Raw genomic sequence first — 22,102 nt, 5'->3', positions numbered from 1 at the left:
GCTCTTACTGTAGCAATGATGAGACTTCATTTATGCCTTCACAAACTGCTCGTCTGCACCAACTCAACGTCAGCGGCGACATTTTAGCGACTACCTCACTTTATCCGAACGCCTTTTTTTGGACAAGTAGCCTTAATCAAAGCTTGTTTAGTCATATACTGGTGTTCAGTTATGATTTCTTAGATGCCAATTCGTGTTTATCCTTAATCAGCAAACCTATTTGTTTAACTACGTTATCTACAGCTCGAGAGCCTACTTGTCGTTGTGGACTCATCAATGCCATCAGCTATCAGCATTCCGATGGTGCCATGCATTTTTACACCCTTGACATCATCACGCCTGACTGGCAACTCACCCAGTCTATCCATACTCGCAGCTTTACCCACCAATCCACCTTCGATATTATCTCCGCCATTCTTAGCGATTATAACTTTGATTGGCAAGTCTCAGAGCAACTATTGTCCTCAGAGCAACTGACCGCACCGCTTAGTATTCGCACCCAATCTGATGTGAGTGACTATGATTTTATTACCGGCTTGCTTGCCGATATTGGGGTCACCACATATTGGGTAGATGGTGACTCAGTGGACAAGCTTGGCTATTGGTCTTTAGTCAGTGCGCTAGATGAGAATAAGTTATCACCACTTGACTATCACTACGAGAAGTCATCAGTACAGTCAGGTCAAGACAGCGTCGATACGCTACAGATGAGTGCCAAGCAATTAGGCAGCCGTACAGTGATGGTACGCGCAGATGGTCTCGCCGCTGATACTATCTATGAAGGCGTGGCAGATGACGACTCGCCCTTAGCGTTTGATGACACCGCGGTGCTACTTGGGGCGCCCTCTCGAGTGCACAGCGATGCGTCTGCTACCCGCTTAGCTGAGCAATGGTTACGCGCCAATGGTTGCCATAGAGAATACTATACCGCCACTGGTGCCATGCGCGGCCTATATATCGGTAGCCAAGTTAGCATCAACAGCCTACCTTCTATTGGTCGTTTATCTACATACTGTACCAGCATGACCATCGTCGGTATCGAACCTAACAGTGATAGCGTCTCCTACCACAATCAAACGCTGATAAAAGACTGGCTTATGCGCAGCGTCCAGCGAGCAACGCAAACAGCACTTAGTGCCATACCCGAGCATGGCTACGACATCGCCCGAGACACTGGTATCTGGGTAACCGCCACGCTACTAGACTCCGCTATTCCTTACTGTCCTTATCCAAGCTTGCAGTCCTTTGTCAGTAGCACCTATACCGGTGTCACCCAAGCCCGTACTGGTGATCAAACTACCTCAGCGACCCCAAGCTACGCTTCACAAGTGACCGATGACGGTCTGCAGCGCACCATCACCACTCCGGTATCTGCTGGTATCAGTCCCCATGATGATGGGGTAACCCCGCCGCTTAGATCCCTACAACTGTCCTCAGGTACGACTCACGGTTGGCAGTTTACCCCAAGGCTAGGACAATCAGTGCTACTTAACCACTGGTACGGGGATAAAGACAGTCCGCTCATTAGCCGCAGCCTCTATGACGGTATCGGCATGGGTGACACCGATAATAAAGACATCACCAACCGCGATGAGGGGCTGGCTAATAGACATAACCTACAAAACGGATCCTCACCAAGATGGCATGGTGGCGGTATGGAACATTCGCAAATCAAGGATGACGACGCGCATAGCGGCTGGTTAACCGGTATCGCTCAATACGGACTTAACGATCAATCTGAAGTCAGCCTTCTCTTTGATGACAGCCCAAGCAAGATCGGCATGCAGTGGAGCGTTAATACCAACGCCCATGCTAACGCACAGCACCCAACGACCACCAACAAAGCGGTCTTTGCCCCAGATGAGCACATCCTCGAGCTTGGCGTCCTACGCCATCGCTACAGCAACCATCAATCAACGATAAGCGGTCACGGGGTTAACCTCGCCACCGATCATGGTTTGCAAGCCGCAGCAGACAGTGGCGTACTGCTCTCCACCTTTGGGATCCGGCACAGTCAATCCGAGCATGAATCGGCGTGGGTCAACGACGCAGGACAACGCCAGCTGAAACTTGGCACAGAGCTGAGTGAGACCTTAGCAGAGGCTAAGCAAGCACACTTGCAATCGACGAAAGCCATGAAGACCGCTAATCAATCGATAGAAGCTTTTAAAACCGCAGCGCAAGTGATGGACGACACGCTACAAACTGAAGTCTTAGGCGCACCCGATGTACTAGTAGTCAGCAAAGACAGTATTTTGGCATCAAGCAACAACACCCTAACCACAGCCAAGACCATCGTACGCCAATCAGGCGCTACCCAATCGGATGTGGTGGCAGGCAACTATACCTTAACGGCAGATACTATCGAGTCATTATCCGGGATAGCCGGACAGGCTGCGCTATCAGGACTGCATATCAGCGCCAACACAAAGCCGCTAGCGATACAAGCACAAGGGGGTGAGCTGCAATTGCACAGCCAGCAATCCATGACCATCGGTAGCGAGTCGGGACAGGTGAATATCGCAAGTCCTAAACGTATCAAGCTGCAAACCAGCGCGGGGGCGTCACTGACGATTGATGAGAGCGGGATTAAGCTCGTTTGCCCGGGGGAGATTAAGATAAAGGCGGTGAAGAAAGCGCTAGTCTCTGGAGCAAGGGCAAACTATTCTGTACCGATGATGCCTGAGACCGTTCCGCTGTTTAGTAATAAGCTAGATGTTTATGATTTGTTTTATCATAGAGATTTTAGTGAAGTTGATTATGTTGCGATGATGGATGATGGCCAGATTGTTGAAGGAACATTGGATGCGCATGGGCGGACTGATAGATTGATGTCTATGGAGTCTAAAGGCGCTGAAGTACTAGTGGGATATCTAGATAACTGGAGTATAGAAATTGATACAGAAGAGGAGGAGTCTGAAGCCGTTGAAAACGTTGAATTTGAGTACTCAGATGAAGAGTGTGCCTGCCTAGCACCAGAAGAAGACATTGATTTTTTAGAGGATGAAAAATAATGTCAAACAGTCAAAAGAAAATTACGGCAGGATTCATATTACTCGATGCAAACAGCAAACTCTTAAAAAATATTGAATATAAGGTTACAACAGTTGCCAATGAAAAAGAGCATCACTTAGTCAAAGGTAAGACTAATAGTAAAGGTGAAACTTACGAATTTGTCAAACCAATAAATACTAACGTATGTCTGTATGTAAAAATAGGAACAAAAGACTTTCAAAGGGTTGCCAGCTTATCGCTACCTTCAACTGAGAAAAGCAAACTTAAAATGAGAGCAAGAGTTAGCGCTATTTTAATCGACTCAAAACTAAAAAAACATGGTGAAAGCCCAGGTAGTATTAAGCGTAAGGACTATCAGGTAGTCAAAGGTGACACTTTAGAAGGTATTGCTAAGAAACATAATACTAATGTAGCTCAGTTGAAACGCTTAAATCCAAAGATACAAAGCATTCATAAAATTTATGAAGATGATTGGCTAAAGGTTCCTGCTCAAATAGGTGACGTGAGTAAAGAAACTACGGAAGAATTTCCTTCTAAATCAAAACCAACTAAGCCAGCTAAACCAGCTACAGTAGACCCTAAAAGCGATTCAGATAAGCCTTGGTATGATAATGTTTTGGAGGGTGTTAAAGGTACTGTTGATAAAGCAGACGCTATGATTGACAGAGTAGAAGAATCACTTAAACAAGGTCAACAAAAAATAATAGATGAGACTATTGATGCGGTAGAGAGTATCTCTGATGCGAGTGAGAAGCTATATGATAAAGTATTTGATGATAAGGAGGATACTATACCATCTAATACCAATCCTCCCCAAAATAAGGGTAAAGTTGATGAACCTAAATTAGATGTGAAGAAAGAAACTGGCAATAATCAAAAGGGTAACCCTACCGAACAAGTTACCTATGACAGTGATACGACTGTTTATCATATTTATTTCGATGGACGTATAGAACGTGCTAACAAACAAGCTGTTGGGTATGCTGCATTTATTTATTATGATGAAAATGGCGGTAAGCATTACCTAGGAAAGACGGAATATGTAAAGATAAAACGCTATGGAGGTGGTGATAATGTATATCTAGTCAACATTGGTGGAGACGAAGAAAGTAGTAAGTTTGGCGGTAGTAAAATTAATGATAATAGCAAAGAATTATCAGCAGCAGAGAAAGAGAAAAGGCTATCAAAATATAGAAAAGGCAAAATTGGCTATAATATATTTATGAATTCTAAAGAGTATCAACGCTATTATTTATCTGGGGTTGCAATGGCTACATTTTTAGGAGCACTATGCAAATTAGGATATGATGATATCTCTTTTAACGGAGCCAGTAAAATTGACGGAAGTCCTGGCCCTAGTAGTAGTCATACTAATGGTAAATGTATTGATGTAAGATATTTAAGAAAAGATAAAAAAGCGCTAAAAATGATATTAAACAATCATGATTACGACTCTCAATACGATCATGAGAGAAATGTGAAATTAGTTAATACTTTTCATGATTTTGGATGGGGTAAAAGAAAAAGAGCTGATGATTCTATAGTAAGAATGCTTAGTGTATATTTTACTAACCCTAAAGCTGGCTTGAAGAATTATCTTTTTGAACATTGCAAAGATCATGCTGGACATGATAACCATCTTCATCTTCAGGGGCTAGTGCCGAACATTAAAGATATTGATGTTGTATCTAGAGTTCCTGAAAATAACGAAAAGAACTCTTTTCTTGCAAAGTGCATTCCTCTCTACAGCGGTGAAAACCTTAATGCATCAGATTATCAAAGTGCAGCTAAAACTTTAGGATGTGAAGTAGCAGCAATTAAGGCTGTAGCAAAGGCAGAAACTAAAGCAGACGCTTTTAGACAACACAAGGGTAATACGTTCCCAAGTATACTTTTTGAAGCACATAAGTTCAGATCACATACTAATTCAAAATTCGATAGTTCACATCCTCGTCTTTCAGCTAAATATGGAGAATTTAAGTACGGTTTATACTCAGCTCAGTACGAAAAACTTGAAGAAGCAATAGACCTTAACCTATCAGCTGCCTTAAAGGCATGTTCTTGGGGTAAATTTCAAATTCTTGGTTCAAATTTTGAAGCTTCTGGTTTCTCTGATGTACAATCGATGGTTAAGGAAATGTTTAAAAGTGAGAAGGAGCATCTAGAAGCCTTTGTGAACTTCGTTAGTGCACATCCAACAATGAAAACAGCATTACAGAATAAACATTGGAAGACGTTTGCTAGTAACTACAATGGTCCTGATTATAAAAAAAATGAGTACGATAAAAAAATGTCTACTTACTATACTGAGTTCAAGAACACCCCATCTAAGTTACCTTAATGAGAGCTACAATGAAATTTATAACCGTAATTAGCTTATTAGTCATCAATCTAGTAGCTTGTAACTCCTACTCAGAAGAGGTAAGTCAGATAAACACTATCTCTGAGAGAAAAGTAGAAAAGACTCCTAAAGAATCAATTGATAACAATATACAATTAGAGAAAATTAACAATAATTGTATAGCCATATTGAATGTTAAAGGTAATATTGTATCTGAAATATATTTAGCTGGTAGTAAGCAAGAAGAATACTTTCTTCCTTGTGTTAAAAAAAATTACACAAAGATAATAACAACGCCAACTGCAACTTTTTATGTTTTCTCACTAGAGCAAGTTACACCAGATAATCGTTATTTTACAATAACTAGGATTATAGAGTTAAAAAATAACAAACTTATTGACAATATTAAGGCTTCTAATTTAATAAATGGATGTTTCGTAGAAAACCCAGTTAGAGATATTGATTCAATTAAGGAGTTAATGCTCAATATTACAGAATTAGAAAATCAATGCAATAGTAATACTCAACGCTTGAAAACTAATAAAACCATATCTTTATTTGATGATGAAATGAAAAAAACCGATAAATATCTATCAGCAAGTGAAATTTTTTATATTATTGAAAATAAAAGAGTTCAAGGAGAAACATGGTATAAAGTAGATAACGAGTCAAAAGAAAATTTATGGTTAAGTTGTAAAAGTATAAATTTTTGTTGAGCTAATATAATACATAAACTATTTATCCGTATATTTTTTGACTTGTAGTCTTACTATAACTGTTTCGTTTGAATTTTAGAAACATGATCAGTGAAAAGCACTCTGATGTTTTTTAAGTAGGTATTAAAATATTCGCAAAGCTTTGTAGGTGTTCACTTAATAAAGCCGCAAGCTATACTAACCCTAGGACAAGTAATTATGAAGAAAAAAGTTAAACATATATTGATAATTACTTCCACATTATTCCTAAGCTTAGGTTGTGAGAAATCTGTTAATACTTCAAATGAGGAAGTTGCATCATTTTCAACTAACGCTCAAAGCAAAAAACCATCTAACTATTCTCAAGTTTCAGATACGAAGACACTAGAATGCTTATTAGATAATAGCGAATCAATAAATATCTACTATAATGACAATTTTGAAGAATTAAGAATAAATAGCTATAGTATTTTCACACTGACAAGTATCAATGATATACAAACAGATGAGAGTCGCCTACTTGAATTCACTCGTATATACAAGAACGATCAAGGGTACACAGCAACTTTAATGTCTCAAAATTTCATTAGAAATTTAGAATTAACAGACGCAGAAGGTCAAACTACATCATATGCATTCAATTCTGGACTAAAGTGTAATACTTTGCTGAGTGATGAATATTCAACTCATATAGTTAGTGTAGATAAAGCTTTTATACATAAGAGACCTAATATTAATTCTAAGACTTCATCATATTTTATAGCAGGTGATGAGATTGAGGGGCTATCTATTAAGGATAATTGGGTAGAGACCTCTTATATAAAGGGTTCAAAAACAGGTTGGTTACGTCTTAAAGATCTTGAAGAAGACAGTTATTCCAGCTCACTGACCAAAGAATTGATTAGTAGTAAAATGGAGGATACATCAGAAGGTATTCAGTTGGTTGAATTTGATCAAAAAAAATATGTTTTAAATAAAGATGGTATTAGTAATATTTCTCTAGGACAAAAATTCGAACCGAATGCATTTGATGATGAGCTAAGTTATTTAGAAGGCGTTGATAACTGTTTCTTTACTACATCAAAACAATATAATGATTATAAACATACATTATCATTCCAAGTTGTTAATGATTTTATTACTGGTATTAATATTGGTGGTAATGATATATCAAACGGTAATATATTTAAGTCTTATACAGGTGTCAAAATTGGAGATAGTATTGAAACGGTGTTGAAGTTACATGACAAGCAACCTGATGAAATATTGGATAGTCCGCATACTGACGACCCTATATTTATCTATTGGACCGATAACTCTAAAAAAACGGGTATACGTTATGATATGTCTACTGGGAAAGTTTTAAGCATGAGTCTTAATTTTGAGCCACATATTCGTTATTTTGAAGGTTGTGGTTAATGGGTAATTTTTTAATTGTTAGAAAGTTAAAAGTGTATATATGCTTATAAGATTATCAATGTTACCTATCTTTTTAACCTTATTATTAGCATCTTGTGCTGAAAAAATAAACAATAATTATTCAGGTGATCTTAAAGCAACAGAAGTGCAAAGTAATTTCAAGAAAAGTAGTGATGTAAAAACTATTAGAACCAATACTGTCAGCGATAAAATTATTACCGCGAGTGGTACTAAAAACTTTACTCTACTCGATACTATTGAAGGTATTGAATCTAAACTAGGTACTCATCTAAAACTAAAACGATCTACCGATGAATGCTATACAAACGGTAGCAACTCAGATTTACAATTGATTTGTCTAAAAGATAAATTGATTTCAATCGATTTCTTTAGCTCCAATTATCAAACTGATAAAGGTTTCAAAGTAGGTGATAAAGTATCTAAACTTATGCTTACTCATCCTGAGGTTGAATATCATGAGTCAACAAGTAATATGGGCGATGAAAGTTACTATGTAACAACTAAGTCTTATACAACTCAATCTGACAACCAAGGTAATGCATTTACTTTTCATGTTTCAGATAGCGATCCTAATACTATTAGCATAGTAACGGTAACTAACTATATTGATGACCATAGTCCTTGCAACGCTTATTAGTTCAATTTAACTTCATATAAGTAATTTTTGAAATGTCCATGTCCTCATTTAATTAAACAATCTAACTCAATATATAGTCAATCCAACTTAAAGTTGTAACAGCAGACATTGCTGAATAAATGATTTAGATTATTCTCACCCCAGCCTTGCCTGAGCGTTTTTACTTCAGCCCACTTCTTCTCAATAGGGTTTAGATCAGGGCTGTAAGGCGGTAGCCAGAGTATGCGATGACCATGTCGGTTTAATAGCTTTTTGATACGTTTGTTCTTATGAAATCTGGCATTATCCATGACGATGACACATTTGCGACCAATCTTTGGAATGACGTTATACTTAAACCAGTCGTAAACCACTTGCCAGTTGATGTTATGGGGAAATATGTCCACGGCAAACAAGCTTTTTCGATATAGCGCCCCGATGACGTTAGTTCTTTTTGTTTTTTGATAGTTATAGATATCGATGCAAGGTTTGCCTACTGGTGTATAGCCAAAAGCTCTGATAACTTCTTGCTCAAAGCCGCTTTCATCCATATAAATAGGGCGTGTGTAAATACCCCATTCTTAACACAACATCATCGTAGAATAATTAAGCCACCTGCCTGTACTCAGCAGGTGTCATATCATTAAGTGAATCATGGGGTCTTTCGGTGTTATAAACCTTGATCCATTCCTCAGTCAGTTGACCGACTTCATTTAAATCATTGAATAAATAACAATCCAAAACCTCATTGCGATAACTACGATTAAACCGTTCAATATAAGCATTCTGATAAGGACATCCAGGCTCGATATAGTCAATATAGATACTGTGAGCTGATGCCCAATCAGTAAATATGCTGGATGTAAACTCACTGCCGTTATCCACACGAATTTGCTTAGGATAGCCATGCCACTCGGCTAGCTGGTCAAGGTAGCGAATCACTCGGAGTGAGGGAATGCTGGTACCAATATCAATGCCGAGTACTTCGCGGTTATAATCATCAATCACATTAAAGGTTCGAAAGCGAATATTGTTGTGTAGTCTGTCGCTCATGAAATCCATAGACCAAGTATGACCTAATGTATTTGGTACACTTAGCGGCTGAGGGTTACGTGTTGGTAGCCGTCTTTTAGACTTACGGCGTAGGTTTAAGTTTAACGCTGTATAAACACGATGTACGCGCTTATGATTCCATGAATAGCCAAGCTTGCGTATACGCTTAAAACACTTTGGGAAACCCCAACGATTGTGCTTATCTGTTAGCTCATTTAAGACATCAATAATCTCACTATCATCAGATAGTTTAGGCATATAGTAGTAAGCAGTTCGACTCATACAGACCACCTGACAGCTCAATGCAATACTAACACCATACTGCGCCTGCAATTCTTGCGCCCACACTTTGCGCTCGCAAGCAGGCGCTATAGCTTTTTTATGATCTCTTCCTACATTTGCGCTTTGAGGCTTAAATCAGCATACATCTGTTTAAGCCTACGGTTTTCTTCTTCAAGCTCTTTTAAGCGTTTGACGTCAGGCGCTTCCATGCCTCCATACTTGGATCGCCATTTATAAAATGTCGAACTAGCAATACCGTATTTACGGCATAGCTCTTTAGCAGGTATCCCAGCGTCTGCTTCTTTTAATATCGATACTATTTGGGTCTCGGTCATTCGTTTGCTCATATCAAAACTCCTTATGGGTATTTTATAAGAAATTCTACGTTTGAGCTGTGTTATTTTAGGGGATAGTTACATAGCTACTCCAATGACAATATTACTAGACTTCAGGAAATTGAATTTGACTCATCAGAAATTTTCCCACAAGGTGAAAGTTTTATTTTGTTATTAAAAAATGATAGATGTATACTTCAAGGGAAAAGCTATTCGGATTATGGGAGCTATGAATACAAATATATTTTTAATAATAAAAATTTAATTAATGCTACTATCACTGAAAACAAATACAAAGAGCCACTTTTTATTGAGTCAGAACCAGTGATAGAGAAAAGCACTATTACAGATTTATTGAAAGATGGAAATAATAAAAGTTCTTTTTTAGTGTTATTAAGTTACATTAGAAGTGAAAATTTAAAAAGATGTGAGTTTAAAGCTTAAGTTAATAAGGATTTATATGAAAATAATTATACTGCTTACATTTATGATTGGAATAATTTCTTGTTCTAATCCATCAATGATTGATAGTATTTCAAATACTCCAAAAAATTATGCTTCACAATTTTATGGTATGTATGAGTACGATGACTATCAAACTGATGAGGAACTTGGAACTGGCGTTGGTGTTTTTTATAATTTAGAAATATCTAAAGAAATTTGTCAAATTAGTATGGAGGGATATCAAACAGATAAACAATTAAGATGCTATATAAAACCGGTTGATAACAATAGTATTGAGATTTATGACATAGAAAAAGATAAAAAATTTGGTACAATTCGAAAAACTGATGAAAATAAATTTTTCATAGATATGAGTTATTATTTAGAAGGTGATAACTATTCTTACTATATTGAAAAGATAGAATAGTTTTCTTTCAATATATTGAATCATATTTAAAAGTATTACACTCCCAAACTTGAAAAAAATTTTACTCAAGAAATCAAAAAAATAATTTTATATTAAAATGTTAATAGCCTTGCTCAATCAACCTTCAATTTATATAATATTATTTTGAAGTTAAAAGAATTAAGAGTAAAAGCTTACCCTCAAAATAAAATTGATCCTAACAATGACGGTAAGGTCATGAAGTCTGAAATAGCAGAAGCAGTCAATCATTATTTGACAGATGGCCTAAAGCATAAGGATTTTAAAATCACCTGTTCACAAGTTGTTCAAATCCCCACAAATAATAGCTTAATTGATATTGCACCATGGATGAGAATAGCTATTCGTGAAGGTAAACAGTGGAAAGGTACTCATGAGAAAAATATAAAAGACAATTATCATAATTTAGTAGGTATCAGTAGCTATAAATCACTTGTAGGTACTGCTCAAGCTTGGTGTGCATCTTTTGTGAACTACTGCTTAAAAGATTCTGGTTATCCAATGGTCACCACTAATGATCCTTATGATAAAGTAAGAGCTAAAGCCTTTAAGAAAGATACTGTTAACTTCGTAAGAATTGAGAATCCAGTGTATGGTGCAATTGCAGTAAGCAAAGAAGTTAGTCATGTATGTTTTGTAATAGGTAGAAAAAATAAGGATAGATTCTACAGGTTGGGAGGTAACCAAGATCAAATGATAGCATTCGATAGTAGAAAAAGTAGTACGTATATTTATTACTATCCTAAAAAAGCTTGGGGTTCACACTCTCAGCAACCAGCACCTATAGTTGATACCCAATCTTTAATTGATCAAGGACTAAACTCCCATGACTCTACCTCGACTCGATAGTGTAAAGAAAACGGTTAGTTGGATTGTACTTCTACTGCTAATCACATCTGCCAGCACACAGGCAGAAATACACGATAATCAATTGAACTCAAGTGAAGTGATTGATGTTCAATACTTAATAAGCGAATCTACGTTGAACTGTTCTTTTAACGCCTCAAGTGGAGAACTAATAAGCTTTTATACGAATCTTTTGGAAAATTCATCAATAAAGCAAAGAAATAGCCAGTTTATCATTGGAAATAGATATAAAGTAAAAAATGTAAAATCAATAAATAGTACATTTAAGAAAACGAAAAATGAAATATCTAAAAATATGGATACCGATTTCAATAAATTCGGTGTGAGAGTACTTAGGATTTCTAGTTTTGCTCAAAATGGAAATAGTGAAAATTTTGGATATTATATTGTTTTAAAAGGTAAGCCTTCAATCAATAAGAGTATTTTACAGAAGCATAATATAGAATTAACTTATTCAACTATAGAAGAGACAATTGGCGGAAACACACGGGTTCGATGTATTTTAGTCGGTTAATAGTTATATTTAAAAACATATTGTTGGTAATTTGAAGGTTAGAATCATGTTTAAGATATAAATTTTCCTATTAGGTCTTTTACTTTTAGTATCTTGCACCCATGATGCTGTTAATCATAGTATTGAAGAAGAGAAAGAGTTAAATACCATAAATGATTTTTATAAAAATACAGCATTAGAAATAAAAATTTACTTTGACAGTAAAGATATAGAGTCATTTAGCACGTCTGAACATATTATTAGGCAATCAAATACAAGTGATTCTTTAGATTTTTCTATAAGATCTTATCTTGACGGTGTAAGTGAGGAAGAAGTAGATTTAGGTTTTAAGACAAATAACTTAGGGATTGAATATTTTAAAATTAAAGTTAAAGATAGAACAGCCTTGATAAACTTTATAAGTAAAGATCTGAATATTGAAAGTCCAGAGCAAATTTTAAACTTTGACTATAATATATTTAAAACAGCTGAACAATTTGATTATATAGATAATGTTAAAATATGCGTTAATAATATTTTCAACTATCAAATGTCTTTTTTAGCTAATGAACAACCTATTAAATGTCCTTTCTAATTTTAGACTTTACTCTTATTTAAACTAAGTCTGCATGTATAGGAAATACTAATCTATTTACAGCATGTCATTTCCCGTCACAGGCGACTTAAACGGACAGACCAAAGTACTTAAAGTCCCTGTTGTCTCCTTTAGTATCAAATTTGTCGATAACAACAATCAACCCATACCCCATTACGAGTTTAAAACCCTATATCGTGGCAGACAATCTGCTATAAAAAGAGCCAACCGTCAAGGTATTAGCACTATAAAAGCTCTTGCTGGTCAAAAGCTTACCGTTATCGATGGACAAGATAGAGCGCAAACTACCGCCATCGTTACCTATGGCTCCAAACAATGGACTATGATCATAGGCACAGACATCACTAGAGAAGATATTAGCGATGCCTCAGATATCTTAAATCAAGAAGCATTGACTACTCCCCAGACAAGTAACAGAGGTTGAAAAAAAGACAGAAACAGGGCCGACGCTTGAGGTTGCCTTAGATGAAGCTAGGATCACTATAAAGTTCGTTGATGAAGCAACAAATAAGCCACTATCGGGACTTTCATATATTACTCAGTCTACTATATATGGCAAGAACACTTCTGTGGCCGGAGAAGATGGTACGAGAGGTAGAACACACGATTCGCTGGTAGGTGTTGATATAACCGTACTGGTGTATGAAAACGGTAAGGAAGTTAAGAAAGATGTCATTACAGCAAGTGCTGATCGAAATGGTATTCCTTATGTTTATAAGGCTAGAAAGCCTAAAAACTACTTATACCCGTTGCCAATAAATGCAACTGCAGATTACAAATCAGGCATGAGATCTTTTGGAAGTAATCGTTCAAGCGGTAAACGCAAAAATGCGGGAGCAGATTTATATGCGCCAACTGGAACAACTGTAAGAGCAATGGAGTCAGGTGTCGTATTAAGTACTGGTAGCTTTTATGCGGGCACCGATTTTGTGACTATTAAGCATCAAAACCATATTATTAGATATGGAGAATTGGCACCGGGTTCGATAAAAGTCAAAGCAGAAGATGAGGTAGCTAGAAGTGACCTAATCAATCCTAATTCTTTTTTGGATAATGCGGATAAATAATCATGAAAAACTTTTCTTTTTTTCTTTCTTCTATGTTGATACTGTCTTCTTGCTATAACAGTGGTACAACTACAGAACCAGCTAATCCAAGTACAAATTTGAACGAAATCGAAGTAACATCAAAAATACCCATTTCTAACTTTACATCGGTATGCTCACATGACGAAGCGAAGCCTATGAGTATTAGTAGTAGCTTAACAGTTTGGGGCTTTGAGCCATTACTATCTGACAAAGAGCGAAAATGTGAAAAACTTAATCTTAAAGACTTCTCGGCAATGAACTGTAAATATGATGAAGACTTAATACAAAATTCAGGTATTCATCTGTATAAGGATTCTGAAGGTTGGTACAAATTTATATATGAAACCGCTGATATGTGCACTAATGCCTTAAACACTTATGCAGCACAAAGTGAAGAGCTTTAGATAGACTTCATAATAAATGTATACTATTTGCCACTCAGGTAGCCTTCTAACCCCTGCCGTCAAATCCGTACAACTAAAATTGGAAGGTTTTAATTACGCAGCTTGACAATAATAATCAAATCTCATCTGTCTTGGCGTCTTATAGCCCAAACCTGTCTGACCATGTATTAACTGATATGATGGCCTTGCTCTGCAAGATGAGCATGCAATCGCTCACAGCCATAGTGCTGTTTAGTTTCATTATGAGCCATGCGAACTAGCTTCCGCATCAAATATATATCTAATGACCCTATTATTCCTACCAATTTACCTCTCTTTAGATGCTCATAACCAAAAGTACCTAATAGCAAAAAAATCCGTCAAATATGGGTTTATTAATTATCAGGTTCGCGTTATTATCACCCCCTAATTTGCAAGACTCTACTACCTATCAAGAAAGGATGTTCTATGCGCTATGAGGTTATTGTTATTGGTGCTGGTATGGTTGGCACGTCGATTGCGTGGCACCTGCAAAATAATGGTTCGCAGGTATTATTGTTAGACAAAAAATTGCCAGGGTCAGAGACCTCATATGGCAATGCTGGTTTGATCCAGCGCGAAGCGATTCATACACATCCTTTCCCGCGTCAGATCACTGAGATGATTAGAGTATTGCCTAACCAAGGTACTGACATTCGTTATCGCATACCAGCCATTCTGCGTTATCATCAAGCGCTATTGCAGTATTGGAAATACTCTTCGCCTGCATCAGTCAAAAAAATCGAGGCTGAATGGCAGACATTGATTGAACATTGTACAAGTGAGCATCAGACCATGATTACAGCGTCCGGCGCTGATGAGCTGATTACTCGTGATGGTTGGTTACAGCTGCATCGTTCTGAAGACACCTTTAAAGAAGCGATTGCCTCAGCTATTGATGCTCGCGCGCAAGGTGTTGAGCATAACGTACTAAACCTTGAAGAATTAAAAGCGATGGAGCCAAGTGCTAATTTTGATGGTTTTGTCGGAGCAATTCATTGGAAAAACTCTTGGCAAGTATCTAACCCAAGCGCCTTGGTAAAAGCGTATGCAAAAAATTTCCAAGAGATGAAAGGTACGATCAAAGAGAGCGATGTAAAAGAGATCGTACAAGAGGGGGAAGGCTGGAAAATTGTTACTGATAACGACACTTATTATAGTGATAAATTGGTCATCGCGGCTGGCCCTTGGTCAAATGATCTGATCAGACCGCTTGGCTACAACCTGCCGTTGTTCCCGATGCGTGGTTATCATCAGCACTTTAAAGTAACGGATAAAAACACCATCCATCATAGTATGTTTGATATGGATAAAGGCTTTGTTATGGGGCCAATGCAGCAAGGCATTCGTATCACGACTGGTGCTGAGATGACCACTATGAACGCGCCAAAAAACTTTGGTCAATTGCAGACCGTCCTAAAATTCGCGCGCAAAATTCTACCGCTAGATGATGCTGTCGAGAGCGAAGCGTGGGCAGGCTCGCGTCCTTGTATGCCGGATATGAAGCCGGTCATTGGCCCTGCGCCCAAGCATGACAAGCTATGGTTTGCCTTTGGTCACAGTCATCAAGGCTTTACGTTAGGGCCGATGACAGGACGCGTCGTAGAAGAGATGATTCATGAAAAGCCGGTACTGGTCGATTTGGCACCATTTAGCGCTCAGCGTTTTTCTAATTAAGCGATTATTTTTTAACTGAGTCATCACCGATTCAAGTACTTTAATAAATTAAGGATTTAATACGATGAAAAAGCTACATAGTAATCAACGTATGAGTAAAATCGTTGTACATAACCAAACGGTATATTTATGTGGTCAAGTGGGCAATAGCGATGACGACATCAAAGCGCAGACATTGACTTGTTTGGAGAAGATACAAACATTGTTAGAAGAAGTAGGTAGTGATAAATCAAAACTACTATCAGTGACGGTCTGGGTAAAAGATATGGCAGACTTTGCTGCGATGAATGAAGTATGGGATGAATGGTTTGAAGGTATTCAGCCACCAGCTCGTGCTTGTGGTGAGTCAGCGCTGGCACGTCCTGAGCTCTTGGTTGAGATGATCGCCATCGCTGCCGAGTAATTGATTGGTTATAAAGTTTGTATAAAAAAGGAGATGATATTAATATTGTCTCCTTTTTTTGGCTTTTATGCTTCAATAGCATTTTAATAAATGTAAGCTGATAAAGCTAATATGTTTACTTATCCAATAGCCTAAGCATTTGTTGCAAAAAAGCACCAACTTGCTTGTGCAGGTTTTGTCGATAAGCCCAATGATGACTCACCTCATAGCTTGCCTCATCAGGTAATAAAATTTTCATCATTTCCATTCCCTCATAACGCTTTGCCAAATCATTTGGTAGGTAACCGACGTGATGACCTGCAAGAATCAACTGTGCTGTTGCCTCCATATGATAAGTGGTGGCGCTCAGTGTCTTAGGGCGAATATGGTTAATGCTATGCTCAGTAATGTAACCTCGTTTGATCCATGAGTAGTTTTGTTCTAAGTCCTCAAAAGTCAAGCCTTCTGCTTCATTAAACAAGACGTGCTTGCGGCCACAGCAGACCACTTGCTTTTCAACAAAGGCATGTTTAAAAGTTAATAGAGGAGGAAAGCTGCCAAAGTACCCGACACCAATATCACTCTCGTTGCTCAAAAGCTTATCTAGCATACTCTCTGGGCTTTGCACATCGATAGAGAAGTGAATCAATGGATTCTTACTATAGCTTGTAGATAAGCACTGTTGTAACGCCTCATAAAAAAACGCTGGCATCTGATCGATGAGACACAGCCGAATATGTCCGCCATGAACAGAGTCTAATTGCCGAATATAATGCAATTGATGTTGAAAGCTGGCAACTGCTTCGGTAAAGCTCAAACAGGCCTCATAGACTGCCGCGCCATCCTCGGTCAGTTTAAACCCCGCGCGTCCGCGATGACAGAGCGTCATACCCAAGCGATCTTCTAAATGCGTTAAATGACCGCTGATGACAGAAGGGGTCACATTTAAGCGCGTCTGAGCCGCTGTCACACCCTGACACTCTACAATAGCCATGAAGCTGCGTAAGGTTTTGATGTCTATTTTTATTAGTTCATCTAGCATTAAGAGTTATACTCCAGTCCTTATTCCATCAATTTTTTAAGCTACAATACCTCTCTAAAACTTTGGTAAACTTCTAATTATAACGAATAAATCAAAGTTACTACGAAAAACCAGAAGTTTACTTCTAAATTTTACCATGGTCTATACTCCGGTATTTAGGTATTGTCAAAGCATATAACAAATTGCCTACCGTAAATCAGATAAAACAAGGATGTGAATGATGAAATTCAATCAACCATTAAGCGGCAACGATATGCCAAGATTTGGCGGTTTTGCCTCTATGATGCGCCTGCCGACGCAAGCAGACGCCAAAGGCTTGGATGCAGCCTTTGTAGGCGTGCCTTTGGACATCGGCGCATCAAACCGTAGTGGTGCCAGACTGGGCCCAAGACAGATTCGTGATGAGTCACGTATGATTCGCCCTTATAATGTCGCCACGCGTGCAGCGCCCTTTGAGTCTTTACAAGTCGCTGACATTGGCGATGTGCCAATCAATACCTTTAACCTGCAAAAAAGCGTCGATATCATCGAAAAATTCTACACGGATAATATCGTCAGTCATGGCGCGATTCCGTTAACCTTGGGCGGTGATCATACCATTGCATTGCCTATTCTACGTGCGCTTGCCAAAAAACACGGCCCTGTCGGGATGGTGCATATCGATGCTCATGCTGATATTAATGACGATATGTTTGGCGAAAAAATCGCTCACGGCACCCCGTTCCGCCGCGCTGTCGAAGAAAACTTAATCGATGGCAACCGTGTGGTACAGATTGGCCTGCGCGGCACCGGCTATAGTGCTGAAGAGTTTGATTGGTCAACCCAGCAAGGCTTTCGCGTGGTGCCAGCGGAGGAGTGCTGGTACAAGTCGCTTACGCCGCTCATGGCAGAAGTGCGTGAAAAGCTTGGAGATGGACCTGTTTATTTAAGTTTCGATATCGACGGCATTGATCCAGCGTTTGCACCTGGCACGGGCACGGCTGAAATTGGCGGTTTAACCTCCACACAAGGTATCGAGATTATTCGCGGTATGCGCGGCCTTGACGTGGTCGGTGGCGATTTGGTCGAAGTGTCACCGCCATACGATCCGTTTGGTAACACCTCAGTGCTAGCAGCAAACTTGCTGTTTGAGATGCTATGTATCTTGCCAGGTGTGCGCTATGACGATAAGGTCAAAGCAGTCTACTAATCACAGGTTTGAATTACCACTCTTATCGAAAGGGGCTGTTCTAAAAAGACAGTTTTGAAAAAATATCTCTCTAACAAGCAACCTTTATAAATAACATAAGGGTTGTTTTGAGATACCGTTTTGATAATTGCCCGAATATTTAGTGAATTTTTTTAGGAAGATCGACTCATGACGCAAGCAACGCAAACGCCTTCTTTATCGCCAGACACCTCGTCCCTGACCTGCGGTGAGCTACTCGTACAGTGGCTGGAGTATTATGGGGTTGAGACCGTATTTGGTATCCCAGGTGTGCACACGGTCGAGCTGTATCGTGGTTTGCCCAATACCGATATCCGCCATGTGACCCCGCGTCACGAGCAAGGCGCAGGTTTTATGGCCGACGGCTATTACCGCGCGTCTGGCAAAGTTGGTGTGTGCTTTATTATCACTGGCCCTGGCATGACCAACATCATGACAGCCATGGCGCAAGCGTTGGCAGATTCTATTCCAATGCTAGTGATTTCTAGTGTCAATAAAGTCAAAGATACGGGTAGCGGTGAAGGGCACTTGCACGAGCTGCACGATCAGCAAGGCATGGTCAGTAAGGTCGCGCTTGCAAGCAAAACCATCTGGGAGCCTGAAGCCTTGCCCAAAGTTATCGCCGAAGCCTTTGCCATGTTTGATGGCGCGCGTCCGGGACCAGTGCATATTCAGCTACCTATCGATGTGATTACCGCTGATGCCAGTCATGTCGCTAAACCGCCTAAAAACGATAATAGTGTAGCAAGTTTGGCGCGACTGCAGGTCACAAGACCACTGCCCAATCCTGCACAGCTTGATTTGATCATTGAGCAGCTAAACCGCGCAAAAAATCCAGTGTTGCTTTACGGTGGCGGCTGCGTCGATGTCGATCACGATGCACAAAGGCTGGCAGAGCTTATCGATGCGCCGACGTTTTTGACCATCAATGCCAAAGGCTTGTTGCCACCTAGCCATCCGTTGAGTTTGGGGAGCAATCAGTCCTTAGAGGCAGGACGCGCCGTCATTAGCGAGGCCGATGTGGTCCTGGCGATCGGTACAGAGCTTGGTGAGACTGATTACGATGTGTTTTTTAATGGCGAGTTTCAAATCAACGGCACACTCATTCGTATCGACTGCGACGCTCAGCAATTGCAGCGTCCGTTTCGAGCAGATATCGCGGTATTGTCCGATGCACAAATGGCCATTAGCGGCCTATGCACACGTTTAGAAGGTCATCAGCTTAATCATCAAGCAACGACGCGCGTAACCGAGGCAAAGCAGGCATTGGTAGAAGCGATGACGCCAGACTTTGCAGGTCAAAATGCACTACTTAAGCTCATTCGCGATGAAGTAGAAGACGTCATCTTCGTTGGTGATTCAACGCAGCCTGTCTATAGTGGCAATCTTGGCTTTGAAGCATTAGCGACCCGTAAATGGTTTAACTCATCGACGGGGTTTGGCACCTTAGGGTACGGCTTGCCTGCCGCCATTGGCGCTATGATTGGCGCAAAAGCACCTGTCATTAGCCTTATCGGCGATGGCGGCGTTCAGTTTACTATTGCAGAACTCATCTGCGCGGCCGAGCTTGAGCTGCCATTGATCGTCCTACTTTGGAACAACCAAGGTTACGGTGAGATTCGCCGTTATATGGAGGAGGGCGGCTTGCCACTGATTGGGGTCAATATCAAAACACCTAATTTTGAGCCATTGGCCGCAGGGTTTGGCGCAGGCTATCGCAGAATCACCGATAAGCAGCAGCTAGTAGAAGCATTGCAACAGGATATCAACGGTAAGCAGCCAATCATTTATGAAGTGGACGAAGCCGATGAGTTTTTAACAAAGATGGGTAAGACCTATAAAAGTTTTAGCTAGCTTACTTTATTTAAAAGACAAGCACTTATCTACTATTAAATAGATAAGACTTATCAGCTATCTCTTAATGTAAAGAGTTTGTGTTTTTGGGATATAGAACTCAACTAACTCAGCAATTTTAAGAGTCAGTCAAACAGCCAAAATGGAAAATATTGGCGATAGCCGCCCATCATGGAGGAATTAAATGACGGTTAATATCAATAAGTCGCAACAGCCTGTTTTAGGCAATGATGCTGTCGACTCAAAAACGCCGCAAGGAGAGCAATGGCGCGCGTCATTGTGGAAGTTTTTATTGTTTTCAGCGCTTGGTATTGCGCTATTTATTATTCCGTTTCAATGGGATGGTAAAGTTACTATCTTACTTGGTGTATTAACCGATGCCTTGCAGGCCGCTTTGGGTGGTTATGTCGCTTATATTACCCTTGCGATAGTCACGACTTCTTTTATTGGCGCGCTCGCAGTCAAGGTATTACGTCCTAACTTACACCCAGACTCTTTACTAAAAAAGCTCTTCGATGTCGATTGGTTATGGCTTGTTGCACGTTTTTTAGGCACGCTGTTTATTTGGATGATTTTTTTACAGGTAGGCCCTGAGTTTATTATCAATCGTAATACGGGCGGCGTTATATTCGAAGATCTTATTCCTATTTTAATTCCTCTATTTTTCTTTGCTATCTTGTCCTTACCTTTTTTAACTGACTTTGGCTTGATGGAGTTCTTGGGAACCTTGGCCAGTAAAGTATTTATTAAACTGTTCAAACTGCCAGGTCGCTCAGCAGTCGATGCTATGTCCTCTTGGTTTGGTGCAGCTTCTATCGGTCTGTTGGTAACCATGCAGGAGTATGATAAAAGCTACTATAGCCAGCGTGAAGCGGCCATTATTGCCACGACTTTTTCGGTAACCTCTATCGCTTTTACTTATGTCGTTGCCAAGACTATCGGTGTAGACAATAATTTTGTTTTCTTTTACTTGACCATCGCGTTGACGGGCTTTATCGCTGCTACTATTATGCCGCGTATCCCGCCACTGTCATTAAAGCCTGATACCTACCATTCTGGTAAGTGTATGTTGGATGAAGACATCCCTGCGCAATATAGTATGCCGCAGTGGGCACTAAACCGAGCAGTGACTCGAGCATACTCTATGCCAGGCTTGGGTAGTGTATTCAAACATAGCTTAAAAAACCTGTTTGATATTTATTTTGGGCTTATTCCGATTATTTTTGCAATCGGTACTATTGGTCTGGGTTTAGCTGAATACACCCCTGTATTTGATTGGATTGCCGCGCCATTAGTTCCCGTACTCGATTTATTACAAATTCCAGAGGCGACTAAAGCTGCCCCTGCCATGATTATGGGTTTTGCTGATATGTATTTACCGGCATTGGTAGGTAAAAGTATCGAGAGTGAGATGACACGTTTTATTGTGGGTGCAGCTTCTATCACACAGATCATTTATATGTCTGAAGTGGGCGCGCTGATTTTAAAATCAAACATCAAGCTTAATGTTTTAGAGCTGTTTGCAATCTTTATTATCCGTACGCTTATCAGCTTAGTCGTTATTACGTCAGTGGCACATCTACTGTACTAATAGAGACTTATAATACTGACAAAGCCAGTTTGGTTTAAAATCAGACTGGCTTTTTGCTTTCTGCTTGAAGTGCGAACATTTATTATAACGTGTTACAGAGGTAAATTTTTCGCAGCCTCTGTCTGCGTAGAAACAGCAAGCAAAGAAACGTTTATCCCAGTAGCAACGTATTACTTTTGAAAAATATCTACTATAAA

The 22,102-nt window shown here is 39.4% G+C and carries 19 protein-coding genes and 1 pseudogene; 17 read left to right on the top strand and 3 right to left on the bottom strand.

The genetic code is table 11. From position 1 onward, the window contains the following. Positions 1-32: 32 nt before the first annotated feature. The 5 genes from Q0895_RS01905 (at position 33) to Q0895_RS01885 (ending at position 8,128) form a co-directional block, all read left to right on the top strand. Positions 33-3,014, top strand: a complete 2,982-nt coding sequence (locus Q0895_RS01905; RefSeq protein ID WP_299185087.1) for a contractile injection system protein, VgrG/Pvc8 family — start codon at positions 33-35, stop codon at positions 3,012-3,014. Beyond that, a complete protein-coding gene (locus Q0895_RS01900; RefSeq protein ID WP_299185086.1) occupies positions 3,014-5,356 on the top strand; it encodes an N-acetylmuramidase domain-containing protein in 2,343 nt (780 codons plus the stop codon). Before Q0895_RS01905 ends, Q0895_RS01900 begins: the two co-directional genes overlap by 1 nt. An 11-nt stretch (positions 5,357-5,367) precedes the next feature. Next, a complete protein-coding gene (locus Q0895_RS01895; RefSeq protein ID WP_299185085.1) occupies positions 5,368-6,072 on the top strand; it encodes a hypothetical protein in 705 nt (234 codons plus the stop codon). A 198-nt stretch (positions 6,073-6,270) separates the two neighbouring features. Then, complete coding sequence (locus Q0895_RS01890) at positions 6,271-7,470, top strand: hypothetical protein (RefSeq protein WP_299185083.1); 1,200 nt, start codon at positions 6,271-6,273, stop codon at positions 7,468-7,470. 58 nt (positions 7,471-7,528) lie between these two features. Continuing rightward, entirely contained in the window at positions 7,529-8,128 is a 600-nt protein-coding gene (locus Q0895_RS01885; protein ID WP_299185082.1) for a hypothetical protein, read from the top strand. Between the two features lie 77 nt (positions 8,129-8,205). Here the strand turns inward: Q0895_RS01885 and Q0895_RS01880 are convergent, their stop codons facing one another. After that, positions 8,206-8,658 (bottom strand): IS630 family transposase, encoded by a 453-nt coding sequence (locus Q0895_RS01880; RefSeq protein WP_299185080.1) that lies wholly within the window; start codon positions 8,656-8,658, stop codon positions 8,206-8,208. 55 nt (positions 8,659-8,713) lie between these two features. Then, positions 8,714-9,789 (bottom strand): annotated as a pseudogene (locus Q0895_RS01875) (IS3 family transposase). Positions 9,790-9,945: 156 nt separating this feature from the next. Between Q0895_RS01875 and Q0895_RS01870 the strand changes: the two are divergent. The 9 genes from Q0895_RS01870 (at position 9,946) to Q0895_RS01830 (ending at position 16,232) form a co-directional block, all read left to right on the top strand. Continuing rightward, positions 9,946-10,221 (top strand): hypothetical protein, encoded by a 276-nt coding sequence (locus tag Q0895_RS01870; RefSeq protein ID WP_299185078.1) that lies wholly within the window; start codon positions 9,946-9,948, stop codon positions 10,219-10,221. Between the two features lie 16 nt (positions 10,222-10,237). Beyond that, positions 10,238-10,648 carry a DUF5991 domain-containing protein gene (locus tag Q0895_RS01865; protein WP_299185077.1) on the top strand — a complete coding sequence of 137 codons (411 nt, stop codon included), beginning with the start codon at positions 10,238-10,240 and terminating at the stop codon, positions 10,646-10,648. 144 nt (positions 10,649-10,792) lie between these two features. Then, positions 10,793-11,515, top strand: coding sequence for a TIGR02594 family protein (locus Q0895_RS01860; protein ID WP_299185076.1), 723 nt, complete (start codon positions 10,793-10,795; stop codon positions 11,513-11,515). Beyond that, positions 11,493-12,047 carry a hypothetical protein gene (locus tag Q0895_RS01855; protein ID WP_299185075.1) on the top strand — a complete coding sequence of 185 codons (555 nt, stop codon included), beginning with the start codon at positions 11,493-11,495 and terminating at the stop codon, positions 12,045-12,047. The genes Q0895_RS01860 and Q0895_RS01855 overlap by 23 nt, the downstream gene beginning before the upstream one ends. A 638-nt stretch (positions 12,048-12,685) precedes the next feature. Next, the gene (locus Q0895_RS01850; protein WP_299185074.1) at positions 12,686-13,066 is read left to right on the top strand and encodes a hypothetical protein; all 381 of its coding nucleotides are present in this window, start codon (positions 12,686-12,688) and stop codon (positions 13,064-13,066) included. 145 nt (positions 13,067-13,211) lie between these two features. Further along, positions 13,212-13,709 carry a M23 family metallopeptidase gene (locus Q0895_RS01845; protein WP_299185073.1) on the top strand — a complete coding sequence of 166 codons (498 nt, stop codon included), beginning with the start codon at positions 13,212-13,214 and terminating at the stop codon, positions 13,707-13,709. Positions 13,710-13,711: 2 nt separating this feature from the next. After that, positions 13,712-14,134 carry a hypothetical protein gene (locus Q0895_RS01840; RefSeq protein WP_299185072.1) on the top strand — a complete coding sequence of 141 codons (423 nt, stop codon included), beginning with the start codon at positions 13,712-13,714 and terminating at the stop codon, positions 14,132-14,134. Between the two features lie 447 nt (positions 14,135-14,581). Next, a complete protein-coding gene (locus tag Q0895_RS01835) occupies positions 14,582-15,829 on the top strand; it encodes an FAD-dependent oxidoreductase (protein ID WP_299185071.1) in 1,248 nt (415 codons plus the stop codon). 64 nt (positions 15,830-15,893) lie between these two features. Beyond that, positions 15,894-16,232, top strand: coding sequence for a RidA family protein (locus Q0895_RS01830; RefSeq protein ID WP_058368998.1), 339 nt, complete (start codon positions 15,894-15,896; stop codon positions 16,230-16,232). A gap of 115 nt (positions 16,233-16,347) precedes the next feature. Here Q0895_RS01830 and Q0895_RS01825 read toward each other — a convergent pair whose 3' ends face one another. Next, on the bottom strand, positions 16,348-17,253 hold the full coding sequence (locus tag Q0895_RS01825; protein WP_299185068.1) for a LysR family transcriptional regulator: 906 nt from the start codon (positions 17,251-17,253) through the stop codon (positions 16,348-16,350). Between the two features lie 217 nt (positions 17,254-17,470). Here Q0895_RS01825 and speB point away from each other — a divergent pair, with 217 nt between their 5' ends. From speB to Q0895_RS01810, 3 genes are all read left to right on the top strand, one after another. Beyond that, complete coding sequence (gene speB, locus Q0895_RS01820; RefSeq protein ID WP_299185067.1) at positions 17,471-18,442, top strand: agmatinase; 972 nt, start codon at positions 17,471-17,473, stop codon at positions 18,440-18,442. Between the two features lie 168 nt (positions 18,443-18,610). Continuing rightward, a complete protein-coding gene (locus Q0895_RS01815; RefSeq protein WP_299185066.1) occupies positions 18,611-20,314 on the top strand; it encodes a 5-guanidino-2-oxopentanoate decarboxylase in 1,704 nt (567 codons plus the stop codon). 184 nt (positions 20,315-20,498) lie between these two features. Then, positions 20,499-21,905 (top strand): YjiH family protein, encoded by a 1,407-nt coding sequence (locus Q0895_RS01810; protein ID WP_299185064.1) that lies wholly within the window; start codon positions 20,499-20,501, stop codon positions 21,903-21,905. The last annotated feature ends 197 nt before the right edge of the window (positions 21,906-22,102 follow it).

The sequence above is a fragment of the uncultured Psychrobacter sp. genome (assembly GCF_947495825.1).
Lineage (GTDB): Bacteria > Pseudomonadota > Gammaproteobacteria > Pseudomonadales > Moraxellaceae > Psychrobacter.
This window is presented reverse-complemented; position numbering and strand designations above follow the sequence as displayed.